Source organism: Streptomyces sp. NPDC040622 (genome assembly GCF_055593965.1).
Genome location: NZ_JBVIXD010000004.1, coordinates 119,908 through 139,945, shown reverse-complemented (window position 1 = coordinate 139,945; position 20,038 = coordinate 119,908). Strand labels below are relative to the sequence as shown.

Sequence of the window (20,038 nt, the reverse complement as noted above, 5' to 3'; positions counted from 1 at the left end):
GGGCGGCGCGGCTCAGCGCGCGTAGTCGCGCAGCGGCGGTTCCGCGTCGGCCCACGGCTGACTGTGGATCAGGAGCGCGACCGGGTAGTCCAACAGCCCGGGCAGGGCCTTGACCGCCGCCTCGCTGTTGAGCGGCATCACCGGCTTGAGGCAGTGCGCGCGGTCGATCCGGTCGGCGTCGGCGGGGCCGGTGTGATCGACCGCGTCGGCGACCAGGTCGTAGCTGACCTGGTCGACGACCATGGCGATGTGGGTGGGCCACGGCCGCCCCGGGCAGATGTCCTGGACGCCGACGCGGTGGGCGCCCGGCAGTGACGGAGGCCCGCCGTCGGCGATCACGGACTCGTCGGCGGCGGAGTAGACCGTGGTGTACGAGGGGCCCGCGGGCATGGGCGTGCCGTTCGCGCCGAGCGCCTTGGACCAGTTCGAGTCCCGGGCGGCCTGCAGGACCAGCGCCGGGCATCCTGTGAGCTCGGTGATCGGGAGGCAGCCGCTGGCCAGCCGCGTCCCCTGGAACGGCGAGCCCAGCGTCACCACGTCGTCGACCTTGGCCGCCAGGTCGGGCCAGAAGCGCAGGGCCCAGGCGGCGAGCAGGCCGCCCTGGCTGTGCCCGACGAGGTCGACCTTGCGGCCGGTCCGCTCCTGGAGGGTGCGGGTCGCGTACACGACGTACTCCACGGACTCCTGCATGTCCCTGAGTCCGCGGCCCGGGGTGTCGACCCAACAGGACCGGTAGCCCTTCTTCTTGAGCTCGGCTACGTAGTTCCAGGCGAAGTTCTCCTCGCCCTTGAGGCCGGTACCGGGCAGGAAGAGGACGGTCGGCTTGTCGTCGGCCCCGCGCACGTCCTGGCCGTCCGTGTCGCAGTGCAGGCCCTTGGCGAGGTCGGCCGCCGGAATCTCCAGGGGCGGGGAGGGGGTGGCCGCCGCACCGGAGGCGGAGGCCGGCAGGACGGTCAGGGTCAGCACGGCCGCGGCGAGACCGCCGAGCCATGAGGACAGGCGCACAGTGACCTCCACGAGAGAGTGCGATGGGCCTTTCGGAAGGGGCGCTCCATCGTGGAATGACGCCCCACAGACGTCAATGGCCCCAACTTGAACGGGAGTTGAGGCTCCGCCCGGTCGCTGCTCAGGCGGCCGTCACGAGCACGGCCAGCCGGTCAAGGACCACCTCGATCTCCTCCCCGTCCAGCGGCAGGAGTTCGAGGACGAGCTCCCCGCCGTCTTGGCGGTCGTCCATGAGCCAGATCTGCGGCGAGCCCGCCCGGAGCTCCCCGGCCAGCGCGGCGGCGGTCAGCCCGGCCCGCTCGGCGTCCACCCGGATCCGGGCCCGGGAGAAGGGCAGCCCGGTCGGATCGGGAACGCTCGCCGCCGTGATGCCCGCCAGCGCGCCGGCCCGCTCGACGAACCGCTCCACCTTGTCGTCCTGCTCGCGCCGCCAGGCGACGAGGTCGAGCTCCTGCCGGGCCCGCAGCGCGGCGAGCACACCGAGGACTGCCTCCTTGCTCGCCTTCATCGCCCGGCCGATGCCCTTCTCCTGCGCCCGGACCGCGCGCACCAGTCCGGCCCGGCCCAGCACCAGGCCCGCCGTCGGGGACCCCAGATACTTCTGCCCGCTGACCAGCACGAGGTCCGCCCCCGTGGCCAGCAGCTCGCCGACCCGGAAGTCCTGCGCCGCGCCGTCCACGACGGCGGGCACCCCACGGCGGTGAGCGGACGCGACGGCCTGGGCCAGGGGAACGCCGGCGCCGCGGACGAGCCGGGACGACACGAGCAGCAGACACGCGGTGCCGGGATGCGTGAGGGCCTCCTCCACCTGCGCGAGGGTGCACTCCTCCGCGGTGCCCGCGAGCACCGGGACGGCGCCGGCCAGCCGGATGTCCTGCACCAGCGGATGCCCGTAGTCGACCGCGTGCCCCGCGGGCAGCACCACGCGCGAGGGCATGCCGGTCGCGTCCGGCAGCGCCGCGACCCGCTCGGCGCGGTCCCCCGTCATGGACGCGGCGACGGCGAGGGTGAGGCCCGAGGAGGTGCAGTGCACCACGGCCCCTGCCTCGGCCCCGGTCACCTCGGCGGCGACCCGGCTCGCGACGTCCTGCGCCTCCGCCATGAGGAAGAACTCGCCGAGGGCCTCGGCGACGGCCGCCGTGACGCGGCCGTCGCTCCGCGAGACGCCCAACGGGGTGTAGGTGCCCCGGGCGTTGATGATCCGCGTCAACCCGTACTGATCATGCAGTCCCATGCGGGACATGGTGGCGCATGGTCCGGGTCAGGGCAGGACCGTGACGTGGACGACCGGTGAGAGCGTCTCTCCCGCGCTCATGCGCAGGGCGTTGTTCCCCTGGAGCTGGAGTCTCACGCGCATCGAGTACGTCCCGCGCGCCGTGGTGTTCACCGTGGCGGGCAGGGAGACCCACCGCTCGCCCTGCTTCTGCTGCAGGGTGACGGGCGTACCGGCCGGCAGGTCGTGGCTCTCGCCGGAGACGCGGAACTCCTGCGAGGCCCGCACGCTGGTCACCGACGCCCTGGCGGTGAGGGTCGGGCGGGGCGCCTCGGGGGAGGCCGTGGGCGAGGCCCCGTGGGCGGAGCGGTGCGCGGGGGCGGCCGTCGCGGCGAGCGCCGGTCCCAGCAGCAGGGCCGCCGCGGCGATCCCGAGGAGCGGAAGGTACTTCAAGCGGATCATGCTCGAGTTCAACTTGGCATCCATGTCTACGTGTTGTGCCGGAGAGGCGTGCCGGGAGGCGTGCGGACGAGCGCGCGCCGTGTCCGGATCAACATAGGCAAGTCAGCTCGGAGCGGGGTGAATCGACTCGCCGTACGGGCCCGCTACGTGTGCAGCGCACCGCCGTCCTCCACGTGTCCGGCCGGTTCCAGCTGGATCGTGGAGTGGGCCACGTCGAAGTGACCCCCGACGCACCGCTGCAGCCGCGAGAGGAGTTCCCCGTAGCCGTCCGCGAGTGCCGCCTCCGTCACCACCACATGGGCGGTGAGCACCGGCATCCCCGAGGTGACCGTCCAGCCGTGCAGGTCGTGCACGGAACTCACGCCCGGCTCCGCCAGCAGGTGCCTGCGCACCTCGTCGAGGTCGACGTCCTGCGGGGTCGCCTCCAGCAGGACGTGCACGGAGTCCCGCAGCAGCCCGTACGCGCGCGGCACGATCAGCAGACCGATGACGATGGAGGCGATCGGGTCGGCGGCCTGCCACCCCGTGAACAGGATGATCAGGCCGCCCACGATCACGGCGACCGAGCCGAGCGCGTCCCCGAGGACCTCCAGGTAGGCGCCGCGCAGATTGAGGCTCTTGTCCTTGGCGTCCCGCAGCAGCCACAGGCCCACCAGATTGGCCAGCAGCCCGCCGACCGCGACCACGAACATCAGGCCGCCCTTGACCTCCACCGGCTCGCTGAACCGGCCGATCGCCGACCACAGGACCCAGACGAAGATGGCGACCAGGAGCAGCGCGTTGAGGACCGCGGAGAAGATCTCCACCCGGTAGAAGCCGAAGGTGCGCCGGGGTGTCGGCGCGCGCTGGGCGAGGGTGATGGCACCGAGGGCCAGCGAGACGCCGACCGCGTCGGTGAGGCTGTGCGCGGCGTCGGCGAGCAGCGCGAGGCTGCCGGACAGCAGCGCGCCGACCACCTGGATCACGGTGATCGAGCCGCTGATCCCGATGGTCCACAGCAGGCGGTTGCGGTACGTCCCGCTGAGCGTGCCGCCCGTCGTCGCCGCGGACGGGCCGTGGTCGTGCCCCATGCCCGCGAGTGGATCACGGTGGCGCGGGGCCCGCCACCGAGGGGTCGGCCAGTCGGCCCAGTGCGTCCCAGGAGGCGGTGTGCCCGGGAGGTCAGTGCACCCGGGGCGGGAGGGAGGCGTCGCGCTGGTGCGGGATGCCGAGGGGCGGGGGCAGCTCGCCCTGCTTGACGGTCACGGTGCGCACGGGGGCCGGGACGCGGATGCCGTCGGCGCGGTAGCGCTGGTGCAGGCGCTTGATGAACTCGTGCTTGATGCGGTACTGGTCGCTGAACTCGCCCACGCCCAGGATCACCGTGAAGCTGATCCGCGAGTCGCCGAAGGTGTGGAAGCGGATGGCCGCCTCGTGGTCGGGGACCGCGCCCGTGATGTCCTTCATCACCTCGTCCACGACCTCGGTCGTGACCCGCTCGACCTGCTCCAGGTCACTGTCGTAGCTCACCCCGACCTGCACCATGATCGACAGCTCCTGCTCGGGGCGGCTGTAGTTGGTCATGTTGGTGCTCGCCAGCTTGGCGTTGGGGATGATCACGAGGTTGTTGGAGAGCTGACGCACCGTGGTGTTGCGCCAGTTGATGTCGACGACGTAGCCCTCCTCGCCGCTGCTGAGCTGGATGTAGTCGCCGGGCTGCACGGTCTTCGCCGCGAGGATGTGCACGCCCGCGAAGAGGTTGGCGAGCGTGTCCTGCAGCGCCAGGGCGACCGCGAGGCCGCCCACGCCGAGGGCGGTGAGCAGCGGCGCGATGGAGATGCCGAGCGTCTGCAGGACGACGAGGAAGCCCATCGCGAGCACCACGACCCGCGTGATGTTCACGAAGATGGTGGCCGACCCTGCCACGCCGGAGCGGGACTGGGCCACGGCTCTGACCAGGCCGGTGACGATACGGGCTGCCGTCAGCGTGGCGGCGAGGATCAGCAGCGCGGTCAGCGTCATGGTGACGTTGCGTCCGGTGCGGGGCGCGAGCGGCAGCGCGCCGGCCGCGGCGGCGAGCCCGGCGGTGATGGCCGCGCAGGGGACGAGCGTGCGCAGGGCGTCGACGATGACGTCGTCGCCGCTCCATCTGGTCCGGCTCGCCCGTTCGCCGAGCCACCGCAGAAGGATGCGGAGCAGCAGCCCGGCCGTGACGCCGGCGAGGACCGCGATGCCGGCCACGATCCAGTCGTGCAGGGTGAGCGCACGGGTCATCGGCTCGCTCCCGTCGTACGGGACGAGTGCTCCGGCACGCGGCGTATGTGATGTGTCGTCACGTCTGTGATACCTGCTCGATTCCGGGGAGTGCGGTCACGCCGGGACGGGGGCTCGGCCCGGCGCGGACGTCATCCTGCCGCATCCGTGCACGCCGGTCGCGCATACCCCCACCTGGATCTTCACAGGTCGGGCGGTTTCGTCAACCGACAAGGCGCAGCGCGGTGTCGGCCACGCCGAGCCGTACGGTCTGCCCCCACGTGAGCTCCAGCGCGTCGCTCTCCATTCCGTCGCCGAACGCGACGAGCCGGTCGGACTCGACGGTGACGCACAGGCGTTCACCGGCCGCGAGGGCGCCCTCGACGCGGGAGGTGCCGGTGGTCGGCGAGGGCCAGGCCTCCCGGACGAACCAGACCAGGCGCGGTTCCGCGGCCCCGGGCAGCGGCAGGGTGCTGCCCCGCTGCTGCCAGAGCGAGCCCAGCCAGCCGGTGGCGCCGGTGCCGGTGCCGACCAGGACGCCGGAGGAGGCCTGCGCCTCCGCTCCGTGGGAGCCTTCGTCGACCGACCCCAGGGAGTAGCGCGCCGTCTGGTGCCCCGGCGGGCCCAAGTAGATCTCGTTCAGGGCCAGCAGGCGCTGGGTGTCGTCGGTGACCGCCTCGACCATCGTGAGCGCGTCGGCGGGGGTGTGCCGGTGCAGGGCGGCCGGCAGGAGCGTCCTGGCGTCGGCGGCCCGGTGGCGTACGAGGACGCCGGGGTTGCGTCCGGGGTCGGTGTCGATCCCGACGACGGGCTGCCCCGCCAGGTACTTGGCCGCGTTGGCGACCAGGCCGTCCTGGCCGACGACGACCACCACGTCCTCCGGGCCGAAGAGGAAACGGTCCAGGTCGGCGCGTTCGACCCGGCTCTGCCGCCAGGCCAGCGGCACCGCGGTGGCGGTCTCGTCCAGCGCGCGCCGCGCCCGGTGGTGCCGCTCGGCCACCTCCCGGATGTCGCGTCCGCGCGAGGAGAGGAAGAAGGCCGCCTGCCCGTGCGTGCCGTGCCGGGCGAGCAACTCCTCGTACTCGGTCGTGCGGTGGACGAGCACGGCGCGCGGCGCGAGCGTCACGGCTGTCCGCCCCCGCCCGGGGCGCCGAGCCTGGCGAGCAGTCCGGTGACGACGTCGGGGGAGAGGGTGAGGCTCTCGATCCGCGGCACGTTCTCGGCGAGCCGGGTGACGGCGAGCGCGTGGAGCGTGCCGGCGTCCACGTCGCCGTGCACCCGCAGCCAGGACGCCTGCGCCTCGGCGCGCGCCTCGCCCACCGCACGGACCGACTCGGCCTCCGCGCCGGCCAGGCGCACCGTGCGGGCGGCCTCGGCCTCGGCGCGCACGGCGTCGGCGGCGGCGTTCTCCTCGGCCTCGCGCCGGGTGTTCGTGCCGCGCTGGTCCACCAACTCCTCTTCTCTGCGGGCGAGTTCGATACGGCTGGCGAGCTCGTTCTCGGCGATGGCGCGCTCCCGCTCCACGGCCACCGCGCGGCGCTCGTACGTCGCTCGGTCCGCGTCCTGCTGGATGCGCTCGCGCGCGGGGGTGCGCAGTGCGCGCTCCACCTCGGGTTCGGGGCGGATGGCGACCACGCGCACGGCCACCACGTCGATGCCGGTCGCGGGCAGGCGCGGCTCGTCCGCGAGCCCTCCGGCGATCCGTTCGCGCACCGTGGCGACGCCGTCGGACAGCGCGGCGGCGAGGTCGGTGCGGGCGAGCACCGCCAGCGCGTGCTGCTGAGCCGACTCGGTCAGCAGGGTGGCGAGTTGTTCCAGCGGTGCGCCGCGCCAGACGCCGGTGTCCGGGTCGAAGGAGAAGTCGAGGCGGGCGGCGGCGAGCGCCGGGTCGCTGATCCGGTAGGTGACGGTGGCCTGCACGCTGACGTCCTGGAAGTCGGCCGTGCGGGCGTGGAAGCCGACCGCCAGTTCCCGGTCGTCGACCGGGACTTCGGACAGGGCGGCGCTGAGCGGACGGAACCAGAAGCTGAGCCCGGAGCCGTCGTGGACGAGCTTGCCGCGCTTGTGGTGGCGGATGTGGGCGGTGGGTGCCGAGCGCAGGTGGCGCAGTCCGAACCGGCGGGTGATGTCGGGCATGGCGGCCCCTCTCTTTTCGTCGGCACGACGGTATGAGGAGCCTTCTTTATAGTCAAGTAGACCGTAAATAAGAGGGTGGAAAGAGTGGTGGACCGGGCTCCGCCGAGCCGGGGTCGCCCAGGGGGTTCCCGGGCCGTCGCAGATGTGCAACTCTCCTACGGAATTCGATCGGCCGACCGGCCTCCGGGCTCGTCAACCGGGCTGCCCCTGGGCGGATTCGAGGTGAAGCACTGATGCGGAACCCGGCACGCGGCCACGACCTGGTCGCGCTGCGGCGCCTCAACACCACCGTCGTCCTGCGCGCACTGCACCGCCGCAGCCCGCAGACCCTCGCGGGACTCGCCGCCGGCACGAGCCTCTCCCGGCCCACCGTGGAAGCCGCCGTCGAGGAGCTGACCGTGCGCGGCCTCGTCGGGGAGTGCACGGCAGAGGCGGGCGAACGGCCGCCCGGACGCCCCGCGCGGCGCTTCCGGTTCCGCACCGAGGCCGGGTACGTCCTCGGCGCCGACATAGGGCTGCACAAGATGGTGCTGCTCCTGGCCGACCTGGGCGGCACCGTCCTTGCGGCTCAACGCCGTGAGGTGGAACCGGACATGAGCGGCAGTGACCGGCTCGGCCTGCTGCGCCACGGCATCGAGACCTTCCTGGACACCCACGCGCCGCGCCGCGACGCCGTCCTCGCCCGCTGTGTGGGCGTGCCCGGCACGGTGGACGCGGGCGGGATGATCACCTCCGTGGTGGTGCCGGAGTGGTCCGGGGTCGACCTCGGCCGGCTGCTCCCGGACGACGGACCCGGCCGCACCCTGATCGAGAACGACGTCAACCTCGCGACCCTCGCCGAGCGGTGGCAGGGCGCCGCCACCCTCGTCGGCGACGTCGTCTGCGTCCTGACCGGGCACCGCGTCTCCTGCGGCCTCACCATCGACGGGCGGCTGCACCGCGGCAGACGCGGCGGCGCGGGCGAACTCGGCATGCTGCCGCTGCTCGGCATGAGCACCGCACAGGAGGCCCTGGCCTGGCCGGGGGAGCGCCGCGCGGGAGAGTCCGAAGTGGCGGCGCTCGCCCGCGCCGCGGACGCGGCGGACCCCCGGGCGCTGGCCGCCGTCGCGGACTTCGCCGACCGCCTCGCGCCGGGGATCGCCGCCCTCGCCCTCGCCGTCGACCCGGAACTGATCGTGCTCACCGGCGGAGCCACCCCCGTCGGCCGGTACCTCGTGCCGCTGCTCCAGGAGCGGCTGCGCCCCATGACCCTGCACGTCCCGCGCATCGCCCTGAGCTCGCTCGGCGAACGCAACGTGGCCCTCGGCGCCGTACGCAAGGCGCTGGACGAGGTGGAGGAGGACCTGCTCGCGGACACGGCGCCGTGACGGCCCGCCCCGACGCGGGGCCCGGCCACGGCGGCGCCCGACGACTTCCTGGGAGGCGAAGGCGCAGATGCGCAGAAGGACTCTGCTCGGCGGGGCGGTGGCGGCCCCCTTGCTCGCCGCCTGCTCCGGCGGGGGCGACGGCACCGGAGGCGGTGGCAGGACCACGCTCTCGTACGGGATGTGGGATCCGGCGCAGACGCCGGGCATGGAGAAGATCATCGCCGCGTTCGAGCAGCGGAACCCACGCATCTCCGTGCGGATCCAGCTGACGCCCTGGGCCAGCTACTGGACGACCCTCAAGACCTCGATGCGCGGCGGCACGGCGCCCGACGTCTTCTGGATGAACGCCGTCAACTTCCAGCTGTACGCGGCCAATGGCGTCCTCGAACCCCTCTCCGGGCACATCAAGGCCGACGCCACCCCCGTCGACCGCCACCCGCCGGCCCTGATGAAGCTCTACTCCCACCGCGGCACGCAGTACGGCCTGCCCAAGGACTTCGACACCATCGGCCTCTGGTACAACAAGCAGCTGTTCGACAAGGCGGGCATCGCCTACCCGGACGAGACCTGGACCTGGGACGACGTCCGTGACGCGGCGGCCGAACTCACCGACCCCCACCGGCGCGTGCACGGCTTCGCCGCCGAGATGGACCGGCAGATCAAGATCTACCCGTCCGTGTGCGGCGCCGATGGATACATCCTGCGGGACGGCCGCTCGGGCTTCGGCGACGACCGGTCCATCGAGGGGCTGCGCTTCCTCACCGACATGATCGACCGGGGCTGGTCACCCCCGCAGAGCGCCATGATCGAGTCCGTCGGGCGGGTGCGCTACTGGTCGGAGAAGGTCGCCATGAACTACGACCTCTCCGCGATGGCCGGGCAGATGTACGCGGTGCCCGCGCTCAAGGACCACGGCGGCATCGCGGTCCTGCCCAAGGGGCGCCGCAGGGCCACCGTCATCCACGGCCTGGCGAACGTCATCTCCGCCAAGAGCGACAAGAAGGCGGCCGCCTGGAAGTTCGTGCACTTCATGGCGGGCCGGGAGGCCGCCGAGATACAGGCCGCGGCGGGCGTCACCATCTCCTCGTACGCGGGAACGCAGGACGCCTGGCTCAAGTCGATGCCCGAATTCGACCTCAAGCACTTCATCGAGATGCAGAAGTACGCGGTTCCCTATCCGAGCTCCAAGAACACCGCCGTCTGGGAGAACCTCCAATACCCGCTGCTCGGCGCCGCGTTCAGCGGAAAGGGCGGCATCGAGAGCGCCGCCCGCACGCTGGGCGAGCAGATGGACCGGGCCCTGAAGGAGGAACGCGACTCATGAGCGTCTTTCCCGCCACGGCGGCCGCCAAGTCGGCAGGGCGCAGCCGCGCGTCCGCTTCCGGCACGCGGCCGGGGCCCCGCAACCAGCGGGCCGCCTACTGGTTCATCGCGCCACTCGGCCTCGGCTTCGCCGTCTTCTACTTCTGGCCGCTGCTGCAGACCCTCTACTACAGCTTCACGGAATTCGGCGCGTTCGGCGGCCACACGTTCATCGGCGCCGACAATTACGTCCGCGTCATCAAGGACGTCACCGTCTGGCAGGCGCTCGGCAACACGCTGATATACAGCGTCATAGGGCTGACCGCACTGCCGGTCGCGATCGTCGTCGCGTCCCTCCTCAACCGTCGCGGCCTGCGCGGTGTCGCCGTGTACCGGGCCCTGTACTTCGTCCCGTTCGTGACGTTGCCGGTGGCCGTCGGCCTCGTCTGGAACTGGCTCTACAACGGCGACTTCGGCCTCGTCAACGAAGTCCTGACCTGGTTCGGTATCGACCGCCACTACTGGGTCTCCGACCCGTCCAGCGCGGTCTACGCGATCGGTACGGTGATGGTCTGGTCGACCACCGGCTACTACCTCGTCATCTTCATGGCGGGCATCAAGGGAATTCCGCAGGACTACTACGAAGCCGCGGAACTGGACGGGGCAGGGCCGCTGCGCAGGTTCTTCACCATCACGCTCCCGCTGCTCAGCCCGACCCTCTTCTTCGCCTCCGTCATCTGCATGATCAATTCCCTGCAGACCTTCGACCTCATCTACATCATGATGGCCGAGAAGAACCCCGCGATCGGCGATACGCAGTCCGTCGTCGGCCTCTTCTACAAATGGGCGTTCATCGAGAACGCACAAGGCGCCGCCGCCGCGCTCGCCTTCCTCCTCATGCTGGTCATCGCGGCCCTGACGTATCTGCAGTTCCGGATCCAGAAGAGGTGGGTGCACTATGCCTGACACCCCAAAACGCACCCCTGGCATGCCGCAGCGCACCCCCGCCGCCCCGAAACGCATCAGGGGCGGATCCGTCGCCACCCACGCCGTGCTCTCCCTCGGCGCGCTCGTGATGGTCTTCCCGTTCCTGTGGCAACTGCTCACAGCGCTGAAAACCCTCGCGGAAACCTCGCGCGTCCCGCCCACCTTCCTGCCCGACCGGTGGAATGGGGACAGCTTCCAGGAGGTGTTCACCGCGCTGCCCTTCCGGGAAATGCTCACCAACAGCCTGATCAACACCGTCGGGCGCACCCTCGGCCAGCTCGTCTTCTGTTCCCTCGCCGCCTACGCCTTCGCCCGCATGCAATTCCGCGGCCGCAACGTCCTGTTCGCGCTCTTCCTTTCCGTCCTGATGGTGCCGAGTTCGCTGCTGGTCCTGCCGCAGTACGACATCATCCAGGCGCTCGGGCTGCTCAACACCGCGCCCGCGCTGTTCCTGCCCGGCATGTTCAGCGCGTTCGGGACCTTCATGCTGCGCCAGTTCTTCCTCACGCTCCCCAAGGAGCTGGAGGAGGCCGCCCGCATCGACGGCGCGGGCCCCTTCCGCATCTTCTGGTCGATCATGCTGCCGCTGATCCGGCCCGCACTCGCCGCCCTCGCCGTCATCACCGCCATGTGGTCCTGGAACGACCTGCTGTGGCCCCTGATCGTCAACACCGACCCGCAGAAGATGCCGATCAGCGCGGGGCTCACCTCCCTGGAAGGGCAGTTCGAGACCAACTACCCGGTGATGATGGCCGGTTCGCTCATCGCCAGTCTGCCGATGCTGCTCGTCTACGTCTTCCTGCAGCGGCACTTCGTCCAGAGCGTCGCCCTGTCCGGCTCCAAGAGCTGACCCGTCCCCACCCCCCCGAGCGAGGCTCCCCCCCACCCCCACCAAACCCCCACGGAAAGGCAGTCGTTCCCTATGCCACCGCTTCACATCGGCCTGCTCGGCGCCGGCGGTATCGCGCGCGCCCATCTGCCCGGCTGGCTGGCGCTCGGCGCCCGGGTGAGCGTGCACACCGTCGACGGCTCCGCGGAGAAACTCGCCTGCGAGTACGCCGAGCGCGGTCACGACGTCCGGGCCGTCGACAGCGCGGACGCCCTCCTCGCCGACACGACCGCGGTCGACGTCTGCACCCCCACTCCCACCCACAAGGACCTCGTCCTCGCCGCCGTCGCCGCGGGCCGCCACGTCGTCTGCGAGAAGCCGCTGGCCCTGACCGCCCGCGACGCCGAGGAGATCGCGGCGGCCGCCGAGACGGCGGGCGTACGGCTCCACCCCGCCCATGTGGTGCGCTACTTCCCCGCGTACGCGGCCCTGCGGAAGGCCGTCGCCCGCGGTGACCTCGGCGAGCTCGCGGTGCTGCGCTTCACCCGCGGCGGGGCCAGGCCCCAGTGGGCGCCCTGGTTCGGCGACCCGGCCCAGTCCGGCGGCGTGATCATGGACCTGATGGTGCACGACCTCGACATCGCCCGCTGGCTCGCCGGCGACGTGGTCCGGGTGCACGCGCGCACCCGGGGCGTCGAGCACGCGACGGGCACCCCGCCCGAGGTCGTCACCGCGACCGCCGTCCTCACCCACGCGTCGGGCGCCGTCACCCACGTCAGCGGCCTGTGGGGCCTGCCCGACCAGCCGTTCCGCACGACGTTCCGGGTCGCGGGAGCGGACGGTCTCCTGCACCACGACTCCACCGCCGTACCGGGCTTCCGGATCACCGCACAGGGCGTGCGCGCGGCCAACGAAGGCATCCCGGCCGGCCCGATGACCGAGAGCCCCTTCCTGACCGAACTCCGCGAGTTCGCCGCGTCCTGGCAGGACGGCGGGCCCGCACCACGGGTGAGCACCCGCGACGGCGTCGAGGCGGTACGGATCGCCGAGGCCGCCGTGGAATCCAGCCGCACCGGCAAAGCCGTCGAGATCGAGGAGGCAGCGCGATGAAGGTCGCCGTCCTGTCGTTCGCCCACGTCCACGCCGCCGGCTACCTGCGGCTGCTCGCCCGCATGCCCGGCATCGAGGTCCTGGGCAGCGACCCGGACACCGACCACGCGGCGCCCGGCGAGGTCCGCGGCCGGGCGCTCGCCGAGGCGACGGGGACCGCGTACGCGCAGACCTACGAGGAGGCCTTCGCCTGGGGCCCGGACGCCGTACTCGTCTGCTCGGAGAACGCCCGCCACCGCCCGCTCGTCGAACGGGCCGCCACCCACGGCGTGGCCGCCGTCCTGTGCGAGAAACCGCTGGCCGCGACGGTCGAGGACGGCGAGGCCATGGTCGCCGCCTGCCGCGCGGCGGGCGTCCGGCTCGCCGTCGCCCACCCCGTCCGCTTCAGCCCCGCCTACGCCGCCGTGAAGGCCGCCGTCGACGCGGGGGAGGCGGGAGCGGTCCTCGCGGTGTCGGGCGCGAACAACGGCAGCATGCCGACCCGGGACCGCCGCTGGTTCGCCGAACCCGCCCTCTCCGGCGGCGGCGCCCTGATGGACCACACCGTCCACATCGCCGACCTGCTGGACGACCTCTTCGACGAGGCCCGCGCCGTCGAGGTGTACGCGCAGACCAACAACCTCCTGTACGCCGACGAGGTCGACGCCGAGACCAGCGGCCTGGTCAGCGTGACCTACTCCAACGGCGCCGTCGCCACCATCGACTGCAGCTGGTCCCACCCGCGATCCCACCACTCCTGGGGCGGCCTGGAGCTCACCGTCGTCGGGGAACGGGCCACGCTGGAGATGGACGCCTTCGACCAGAAGGTGCACGGCTTCAGCGAACGCGCCGGACGCGGCACGGAGGTCCCGTTCGGCGTCGACCTGGACGAGCGGATGCTCCGCGCCTTCCTGTACGGACCCGAGGAGGGCGGCACGGACGTCGCCGACGGAGAGGGCGGCCTGCGCACGCTGCGCCTCGTGGCGGCGGGGTACGCCTCCGCGGCCACGGGGGTCCCGGTGGTGCCGGCCGGCGTCAACGAAGGAGGCCGCGTCAACGAAGGAGGCAGCCCGCCCGGAGTCTAGACCTGCTGCGGATGAGGACTGAGACCGGAGTCGGATCCGGAACGGATCGGGCGCGTATTAGCGTGGACGGGACAGATCGACCGACAGGATCCGAGGTGCCCGGCCCATGCCAAGCCGCAGCGAGAGCCGTACCCAGCTCATCGAGTCACTCATGGAGCGGTTCCCGCACGTGCCGCGGGAAGCCGTGATCAAGGAAGACCTGCTGCGCGGCGGCATCGCCTTCGACGAGTCGGCCCTCAGCGACAACGAGGGCGGCGACGTCAAGCCGAAGTCGTACTTCATCTTCTCCTTCGACCACGGCACGCTCCCCGAGCTGGGGGCCGCCGCGCTGCGCCGCCCGCCGGAGGAGATCGTCCTCACCGGCGGTCCCTACGAGCTGCGCCGCACCGTCGTCTCGGTGCGCGTGAACCCCGCGTCGCCCTACCGCGTGGCCGCCGACGACCACGGCGTCCTCGGCCTCTACCTGGACGGCGTGCGGATCTCCGACGTCGGCCTGCCGCCGATGCCGGACTACTACCGGCACACCCTGGAGAACGGCAAGTCCGTGATGGAGGTGGCCCCCACCATCCAGTGGGGCTACCTGATCTACCTGACGGTCTTCCGCGTCTGCCAGTACTTCGGCGCCAAGGAGGAGTGCCAGTATTGCGACATCAACCACAACTGGCGCCAGCAGAAGGCGGCGGGCCGCCCCTACACGGGCGTGAAGCCGATGGACGAGGTGCTTGAGGCCCTCGCCATCATCGACAAGTACGACACCAACAAGTCGTCCACCGCGTACACGCTCACCGGCGGCGCCATCACCACACAGCTCCAGGGCAAGGACGAGGCCGACTTCTACGGCCAGTACGCCAAGGCCATCGAGGAGCGCTTCCCCGGCCGCTGGATCGGCAAGGTCGTCGCCCAGGCCCTGCCCAAGGCGGACGTGCAGCGCTTCCACGACTACGGCGTGCGGATCTACCACCCCAACTACGAGGTGTGGGACCCGTACCTGTTCGAGCGGTACTGCCCCGGCAAGGAGCGCTACGTCGGCCGTGACGAGTGGCACCGCCGCATCCTGGACTCCGCCGAGGTGTTCGGGCCGCGCAACGTCATCCCGAACTTCGTGGCGGGCGTCGAGATGGCGGAGCCCTTCGGGTTCAAGACGGTCGACGAGGCCATCGACTCCACCGTCGAGGGCCTGCAGTACTTCATGTCGCGCGGCATCACGCCCCGCTTCACCACCTGGTGCCCGGAGCCCACGACCCCGCTCGGCAAGGCGAACCCGCAGGGCGCCCCGCTGGAGTACCACGTGCGGCTCCTGGAGGCCTACCGCGCCACGATGGAGGCCAACGGCCTCTCGTCGCCGCCCGGTTACGGCCCGGCGGGACCCGGCAACGCGGTCTTCTCGGTCAGCTCCTTCATGGACAGCCTGCCCGCGGAGAAGGCCGCCCCCGAGGACGCCGTCGTGCCGGTGGAAACCCCGTAGAACCGTGGGGTGAGAGGCCTGTCCGGGGGTGCGGAAAAGCCCGGGCAGGCCTCCCGGACGCCGTGTTACGGTCGGGGCGGGTCACGAGTTCCAGCGCCAAGCCCCGGCTCGCTGGACGGCACCCCGCTCCGTCGCGGGTGCCCCGGGTGACGACCCGCCCCGTGCGACGTGCACGGGGAACGGCGGATCACCGGGGTCGGCGACACCGGGGTCCACGACTCCGGAGGCGCACCATGACGCACTCGCACGACACCTGCGACACCTACACCCCCGGTCACCAGGTCCACTGGACCCAGGCCCGCAACAGCGCGAGCGACCCCGGCACGGTGGTCGACGTGCTCCTGTCCTCGCACGACGTCGCGGAGGACGGCCGCATCGCCCTTCATGTGCTCGGCCCGACCAGGGGTGTCCCCGCGGCCCTGTGGACGCACGACCCGGAGCGGCTGCGCGGCCTTCTGCGGGAGCACAAGGGCCTGGCCCGGTGGCAGCCCCGCTGGAACCTGCTGCGGCTCAGCCGCGACACCGTGGGCACCACGCTGGTCTGCGTGGCCCCGCAGCCGGCGGATCACTGACGGCATCCGCCGGGGCCCGCCTCGTCCCGGCCGCCGCCGAAGATCACCGCTTCGTAGGATGACGACGTGATCCGGACGCGGGCGATCCCCGCGTCCGGGCGGCGCGACAGTCAGCCACCCACAGCCGGAGGTCCCCCGTGCAACACCACCCCGTCACCGTCGTCACCGGCGGCAGTCGCGGCATCGGCGCCGCTGTCAGCGCCCGTCTCGCCGAGGAGGGCCACGACGTCGTCATCGGTTACCACGCGGACGAGGCCGCCGCCGAGAAGGCCGCCGACGCGGTACGCGCGGCAGGCCGCCGCTGCGTCACCGTCCGGGCCGACACCGCCGACGAGGCCGACGTCGACCGCCTCTTCGACACCGCGGCGGCCGAGCTCGGCCCGGTCACCGGACTGGTCAACAACGCGGGCGTGGGCGCCCCGGTCGGTCCGCTCGCGGAGGCCGACGCCGCGGGTCTGCGCCGGGCCCTGGAGGTCAACGTGCTCGGGTATCTGCTCTGCGCCCGGCGCGCGGTGCGCGACATGTCGGCCGGCGGCGGCGCGATCGTGAACATCTCCTCCGCCGCCGCGACCCTCGGCGCCCCCGGCGAGTACGTCCACTACGCGGCCGCCAAGGGCGCCGTCGACACGATGACGGTGGGCCTGGCCAAGGAGGTCGCGGCGGACGGCATCCGCGTCAACGCCGTCGCCCCCGGCGTCATCTGGACCGAGTTCCACGCCGACCCCGAGCGTCCCGCGAAGCTCGCTCCGGGCATCCCCATGGGGCGCTCGGGGCAGCCGTCGGAGATCGCGGCGGCCGTCGCCTGGCTGCTCTCGGACGACGCCTCGTACGCGACCGGCACGGTGCTGCGGGTGGCGGGCGGCCGCTGACGCGCCCCGGGCGGCCGCTCGTACGCTGTGCACATGATCACTGGAGCGGTCGCCCTCGCGCACGACGTAGCCATCCGACCCGTCGCGCCCGGCGACGGCCCCGCGCTCGCCCGCGCCCACCGGCGCAACCGCGTGCACCTCGACCCCTGGGAGCCGGACCGGCCCGAGTCCTTCTACACCGAGGAGGGCCAGAGGGACCGGGTCCGCGGGCAGCTGGAGGACGGCCGTGCGGGCCGCTCGGCGCACTGGGTGCTCGTGAGCGGCGACGAGGTCGTCGGCCACGCCGCCCTGTCGAACATCGTGCTGGGCCCGGCCCGCAGCGGGAACCTCGGCTACTGGATCGACGCCGGGCAGGTGGGCCGGGGTCTGGCCACCGCCGCCGCCCGGTACGTGTGTGGGGCGGCGGACGGGGACCTGGGCCTGCACCGTGTCGAGGCGGGCACCCTGCTCCACAACACCGCGTCGCAGCGCGTGCTCGCTAAGTGCGGTTTCGAGGAGTACGGGGTCGCGCCGGGCTACCTGTGCATCAAGGGCGCCTGGCGCGACCACCGGCTCTTCCAGAAGATCCTCAACGACCGCCCGGTGTGAGGCGGTCCCGGGACCGGATCAGACGATGTTCTCCGCGACCTCCGCCTGCTCGCGGTCCGAGCCGTACGCCTGCGGCGTGCTGTACGAGCGGCGCGCCACGAACCACCACACGGTGGCCAGGAGCAGCACCGCGGCGAGCGCGATCGAGGCGTAGTTCATCGAGTCGACCGTCACCGGCGAGACCTGCGGCAGGCAGAACAGCACCGTCACGAAGGCCACCCAGAGCACCGCGATCCAGCCGACGGGCTTGCTCCAGCGGCCCAGGTTCCACGGCCCGGGCTGGAAGCGGTCGCCCGCGCGCAGGCGCAGGTAGATCGGGATGGCGTACGCCGGGGTGATGCCGATGACGTTGATGGCGGTCACCGCCGTGTACGCGGTCGCCGAGTACAGGGACGGCAGGGCGATGACCGCGGCCAGGCCGACCGACAGCCACACCGCGGGCACCGGGACCTGGGTACGGGAGCTGACCTTGCGCCAGATCGCGGAGCCGGGCAGCGCGTTGTCGCGGCTGAACGCGAACACCATGCGGCTGGCCGCCGCGGTCTCGGCGTTGCCGCAGAACAGCTGCGCCACGATCACGATGAGCAGCAGCGCGGTCGCCCCGGACTCGCCGATCGCGTCGATCATGATCTGGGCGGGCGGCACGCCGGTGTCGGTGCCGACCGTGCCCGCGTAGTTCTGGATGGCGAAGGTCAGCCCCGCCAGCAGGACGAATCCGGCGATCCAGGAGGCCCAGATGGCGCGCACGATGCCGCGGGCCGCGGAGACGGAGGCGTTCGAGGTCTCCTCCGACAGGTGCGCGGACGCGTCGTACCCGCAGAAGGTGTACTGGGCGAGGAGCAGGCCGATCGCCGTCACGTAGAGCGGGTTGTCCCAGCCCGTGTTGTTCACGAACTCGCCGAAGACGAACGACGGCGACTGGTGGTGGTCGGGCACGATCGCGAGGACGCCGACGATCACGGCGACGCCGGCCACGTGCCACCAGACGCTGATCGAGTTGAGCAGGCTGACCAGACGCACGTTGAAGAGGTTCAGGACGGCGTGCAGGAGCAGGACGCACAGGAAGATCAGGAAGGTCTTCTCGGGCGTCGGCGTGAAGCCGAACTTCAGGTTCAGGAACGCGCCGGTGAACAGCGCGGCGCCGTAGTCGATGCCCGCTATCGCACCGAGCAGTCCCAGCAGGTTGAGCCAGCCCGTGTACCAGCCCCAGCGGCGCCCGCCGAGCCGGTCGGCCATGTAGTACAGGGCGCCCGACGTCGGGTACGCGCTGGTGACCTCGGCGAGCGCCATGCCCACGCAGAGCACGAAGAGGCCGACGCCCGCCCAGCCCCACAGCATCACGGCCGGGCCGCCGGTGTTCAGCCCGAAGCCGTACAGCGTCATGCAGCCGGACAGGATGGAGATGACGGAGAAGCTGATGGCGAAGTTGCCGAAGCCGCCCATGCGGCGGGCCAGGACGGGCTGGTAGCCGAGCTCACGGAGTCGCTCTTCCTCGTCCTGGCGCTGTGCCGGGACCGGGCTCGAGGACCAGGTGGTGCGGGACACGGTGGGAACCTCCGGAGGGGACGGGGAGAACGGGGGAGCGGGGGGACGGTCGGACGGGGACCCGTAGGGGTCAGCCAGGGCCGCGGGAGGCGCTGAAGCAGCGGGTGCGGGCCTGGACGAAGACCTCGGCGGCGGCATCCGCGTCGCCGGGGGAGTGGGTGCGGTACGTCCACGGCACGGTGGTGAAGAACGGGTCGAGGGACTGGAACACCCGTGACGCGTCGTGGAACTGGTGCGCGCCCCAGAGGGCGTGGGCCAGGTGGTTCAGGTCGACCAGCGAGGCCGTGGCGGGCGCCGTGTGGTCGAACCACAGCTGCAGGGCGAGCAGCGCCGAGCGCGTGGCGTCCTCGGAGATCCAGTGCAGGTCGAGGGCCTGCTCCTGGCCGGCCTCCCTGCGGTACCGCTCCACCCGCACGTAGAGCGGCAGGACGTGCAGGGCGGAGCCCGCGGGAGCCGAGGCCGACGCCCACTGGACGAAGTTGTACGCCTCGGTCAGCGGCCCCCTGGCCCGGCGTGCGTACACGAACTGGAGCATCCGGTGGTACGCCTCGCGATTGCCGGGATCGCGCTTGTCGGCCTCCGCGAGCAGCTGCCAGGGGCCGGGGAAGAGCATCGGCTCCGGGGGCGCGACGCGGTGCTCGTCCCACCGCTGCCCCACGTCGAGCTGGGCGAGGGTGAGCAGACAGATCCACGGCACGGGGTCCTCGGGCGACATCGCGGACGCGGTGCCGCACGCGGCGACCGCGTCGCGCCACAGGTCGTTGGTCCCGCGGTGTCCTGTGCGGTGGGCGCGCAGGGCACGCTCCACCAGGACGCGGGTGTGCAGGACGGCGGCCGACGCGCTGTGCGGCTCCTCGGCGCGCCAGGCGTGCACCACGTCGGAACCGGCGACGGCGGCCCCCAGGATCTGCGTGCGCTGTGTCCACAGCCCCCAGTCGGGTGTCTCGGTCAGCAGGTTGCGCGTGGAGACCCAGCGGCCCGTCCTGAGGTCCTGGAGCACCGCGCGCAGCGCTTCGTCGTGGCCTGCCGGGTGGTACACCGGGCGGCCTAACGGCATGGGCATGAGACCTCTGTTGGGGGAAGAGGGCGGAGATGGAACGGTCAAGAGGGGTGGTTGTGGTGGAAGTTGTTGATGTGACTCGGGCGACAGTGTAGAACCGGCCTTTCTGGTTTCAGGTCACTTCGTGGATCTTTTATGACCTTGTTTCGTCAACGCGGCGCGCCGGATGGTGATTTGATGCGCAGTCGCTGTCATTTCGGTCCCTTGACGCCTTCCGGGCCGCTGTAGCAGG

At 71.9% G+C, this 20,038-nt stretch carries 19 protein-coding genes and 1 riboswitch; of the genes, 10 read left to right on the top strand and 9 right to left on the bottom strand.

Annotation, left to right across the window (positions count from 1 at the left end):
- Nucleotides 1–12: 12 nt before the first annotated feature.
- The 7 genes from ACZ592_RS12650 to ACZ592_RS12620 form a co-directional block, all read right to left on the bottom strand.
- Nucleotides 13–1,005, bottom strand: a complete 993-nt coding sequence (locus tag ACZ592_RS12650; RefSeq protein WP_471581529.1) for an esterase/lipase family protein — start codon at nucleotides 1,003–1,005, stop codon at nucleotides 13–15.
- Nucleotides 1,006–1,126: 121 nt separating this feature from the next.
- Nucleotides 1,127–2,239, bottom strand: a complete 1,113-nt coding sequence (locus tag ACZ592_RS12645; RefSeq protein WP_471581528.1) for an aminotransferase class V-fold PLP-dependent enzyme — start codon at nucleotides 2,237–2,239, stop codon at nucleotides 1,127–1,129.
- 27 nt (nucleotides 2,240–2,266) lie between these two features.
- A complete protein-coding gene (locus ACZ592_RS12640; protein ID WP_471581527.1) occupies nucleotides 2,267–2,680 on the bottom strand; it encodes a hypothetical protein in 414 nt (137 codons plus the stop codon).
- 143 nt (nucleotides 2,681–2,823) lie between these two features.
- Nucleotides 2,824–3,750 (bottom strand): cation diffusion facilitator family transporter, encoded by a 927-nt coding sequence (locus ACZ592_RS12635; protein WP_471581526.1) that lies wholly within the window; start codon nucleotides 3,748–3,750, stop codon nucleotides 2,824–2,826.
- A 91-nt stretch (nucleotides 3,751–3,841) separates the two neighbouring features.
- Nucleotides 3,842–4,933 (bottom strand): mechanosensitive ion channel family protein, encoded by a 1,092-nt coding sequence (locus ACZ592_RS12630; RefSeq protein WP_471581525.1) that lies wholly within the window; start codon nucleotides 4,931–4,933, stop codon nucleotides 3,842–3,844.
- Between the two features lie 202 nt (nucleotides 4,934–5,135).
- A complete protein-coding gene (locus ACZ592_RS12625; protein ID WP_471581524.1) occupies nucleotides 5,136–6,038 on the bottom strand; it encodes a diacylglycerol kinase catalytic domain-containing protein in 903 nt (300 codons plus the stop codon).
- Nucleotides 6,035–7,048 (bottom strand): SPFH domain-containing protein, encoded by a 1,014-nt coding sequence (locus tag ACZ592_RS12620; protein WP_471581523.1) that lies wholly within the window; start codon nucleotides 7,046–7,048, stop codon nucleotides 6,035–6,037. The genes ACZ592_RS12625 and ACZ592_RS12620 overlap by 4 nt, the downstream gene beginning before the upstream one ends.
- Before the next feature lie 233 nt (nucleotides 7,049–7,281).
- Here ACZ592_RS12620 and ACZ592_RS12615 point away from each other — a divergent pair, with 233 nt between their 5' ends.
- The 10 genes from ACZ592_RS12615 to ACZ592_RS12570 all read left to right on the top strand — a co-directional run bounded on the left by ACZ592_RS12615 (nucleotide 7,282) and on the right by ACZ592_RS12570 (nucleotide 17,201).
- Nucleotides 7,282–8,415 carry an ROK family protein gene (locus ACZ592_RS12615; RefSeq protein ID WP_471581522.1) on the top strand — a complete coding sequence of 378 codons (1,134 nt, stop codon included), beginning with the start codon at nucleotides 7,282–7,284 and terminating at the stop codon, nucleotides 8,413–8,415.
- 67 nt (nucleotides 8,416–8,482) lie between these two features.
- Nucleotides 8,483–9,739, top strand: a complete 1,257-nt coding sequence (locus ACZ592_RS12610) for an ABC transporter substrate-binding protein (protein WP_471581521.1) — start codon at nucleotides 8,483–8,485, stop codon at nucleotides 9,737–9,739.
- Nucleotides 9,736–10,683 carry a carbohydrate ABC transporter permease gene (locus tag ACZ592_RS12605; protein ID WP_471581520.1) on the top strand — a complete coding sequence of 316 codons (948 nt, stop codon included), beginning with the start codon at nucleotides 9,736–9,738 and terminating at the stop codon, nucleotides 10,681–10,683. The genes ACZ592_RS12610 and ACZ592_RS12605 overlap by 4 nt, the downstream gene beginning before the upstream one ends.
- Nucleotides 10,676–11,554 (top strand): carbohydrate ABC transporter permease, encoded by an 879-nt coding sequence (locus ACZ592_RS12600; protein ID WP_471581519.1) that lies wholly within the window; start codon nucleotides 10,676–10,678, stop codon nucleotides 11,552–11,554. The genes ACZ592_RS12605 and ACZ592_RS12600 overlap by 8 nt, the downstream gene beginning before the upstream one ends.
- Nucleotides 11,555–11,626: 72 nt before the next feature.
- Nucleotides 11,627–12,643: a Gfo/Idh/MocA family protein gene (locus ACZ592_RS12595; protein ID WP_471581518.1), complete on the top strand. Its 1,017-nt coding sequence runs from the start codon at nucleotides 11,627–11,629 to the stop codon at nucleotides 12,641–12,643.
- Nucleotides 12,640–13,707 carry a Gfo/Idh/MocA family protein gene (locus ACZ592_RS12590; RefSeq protein ID WP_471581517.1) on the top strand — a complete coding sequence of 356 codons (1,068 nt, stop codon included), beginning with the start codon at nucleotides 12,640–12,642 and terminating at the stop codon, nucleotides 13,705–13,707. Before ACZ592_RS12595 ends, ACZ592_RS12590 begins: the two co-directional genes overlap by 4 nt.
- 106 nt (nucleotides 13,708–13,813) lie before the next feature.
- Nucleotides 13,814–15,172: a radical SAM protein gene (locus ACZ592_RS12585; protein ID WP_471581516.1), complete on the top strand. Its 1,359-nt coding sequence runs from the start codon at nucleotides 13,814–13,816 to the stop codon at nucleotides 15,170–15,172.
- A gap of 79 nt (nucleotides 15,173–15,251) precedes the next feature.
- A riboswitch (SAM riboswitch) is annotated at nucleotides 15,252–15,361 on the top strand.
- Nucleotides 15,362–15,405: 44 nt separating this feature from the next.
- Nucleotides 15,406–15,744 (top strand): hypothetical protein, encoded by a 339-nt coding sequence (locus ACZ592_RS12580; protein ID WP_471581515.1) that lies wholly within the window; start codon nucleotides 15,406–15,408, stop codon nucleotides 15,742–15,744.
- A gap of 137 nt (nucleotides 15,745–15,881) precedes the next feature.
- Complete coding sequence (locus ACZ592_RS12575; protein ID WP_471581514.1) at nucleotides 15,882–16,613, top strand: SDR family oxidoreductase; 732 nt, start codon at nucleotides 15,882–15,884, stop codon at nucleotides 16,611–16,613.
- A gap of 33 nt (nucleotides 16,614–16,646) precedes the next feature.
- Nucleotides 16,647–17,201, top strand: coding sequence for a GNAT family N-acetyltransferase (locus ACZ592_RS12570; protein WP_471581513.1), 555 nt, complete (start codon nucleotides 16,647–16,649; stop codon nucleotides 17,199–17,201).
- Between the two features lie 18 nt (nucleotides 17,202–17,219).
- On the opposite strand, the gene ACZ592_RS12565 is transcribed toward ACZ592_RS12570, so the two are convergent.
- Nucleotides 17,220–18,746 carry an amino acid permease gene (locus ACZ592_RS12565; RefSeq protein ID WP_471581512.1) on the bottom strand — a complete coding sequence of 509 codons (1,527 nt, stop codon included), beginning with the start codon at nucleotides 18,744–18,746 and terminating at the stop codon, nucleotides 17,220–17,222.
- Between the two features lie 70 nt (nucleotides 18,747–18,816).
- Entirely contained in the window at nucleotides 18,817–19,809 is a 993-nt protein-coding gene (locus ACZ592_RS12560) for a hypothetical protein (RefSeq protein WP_471581511.1), read from the bottom strand.
- Between the last annotated feature and the right edge of the window lie 229 nt (nucleotides 19,810–20,038).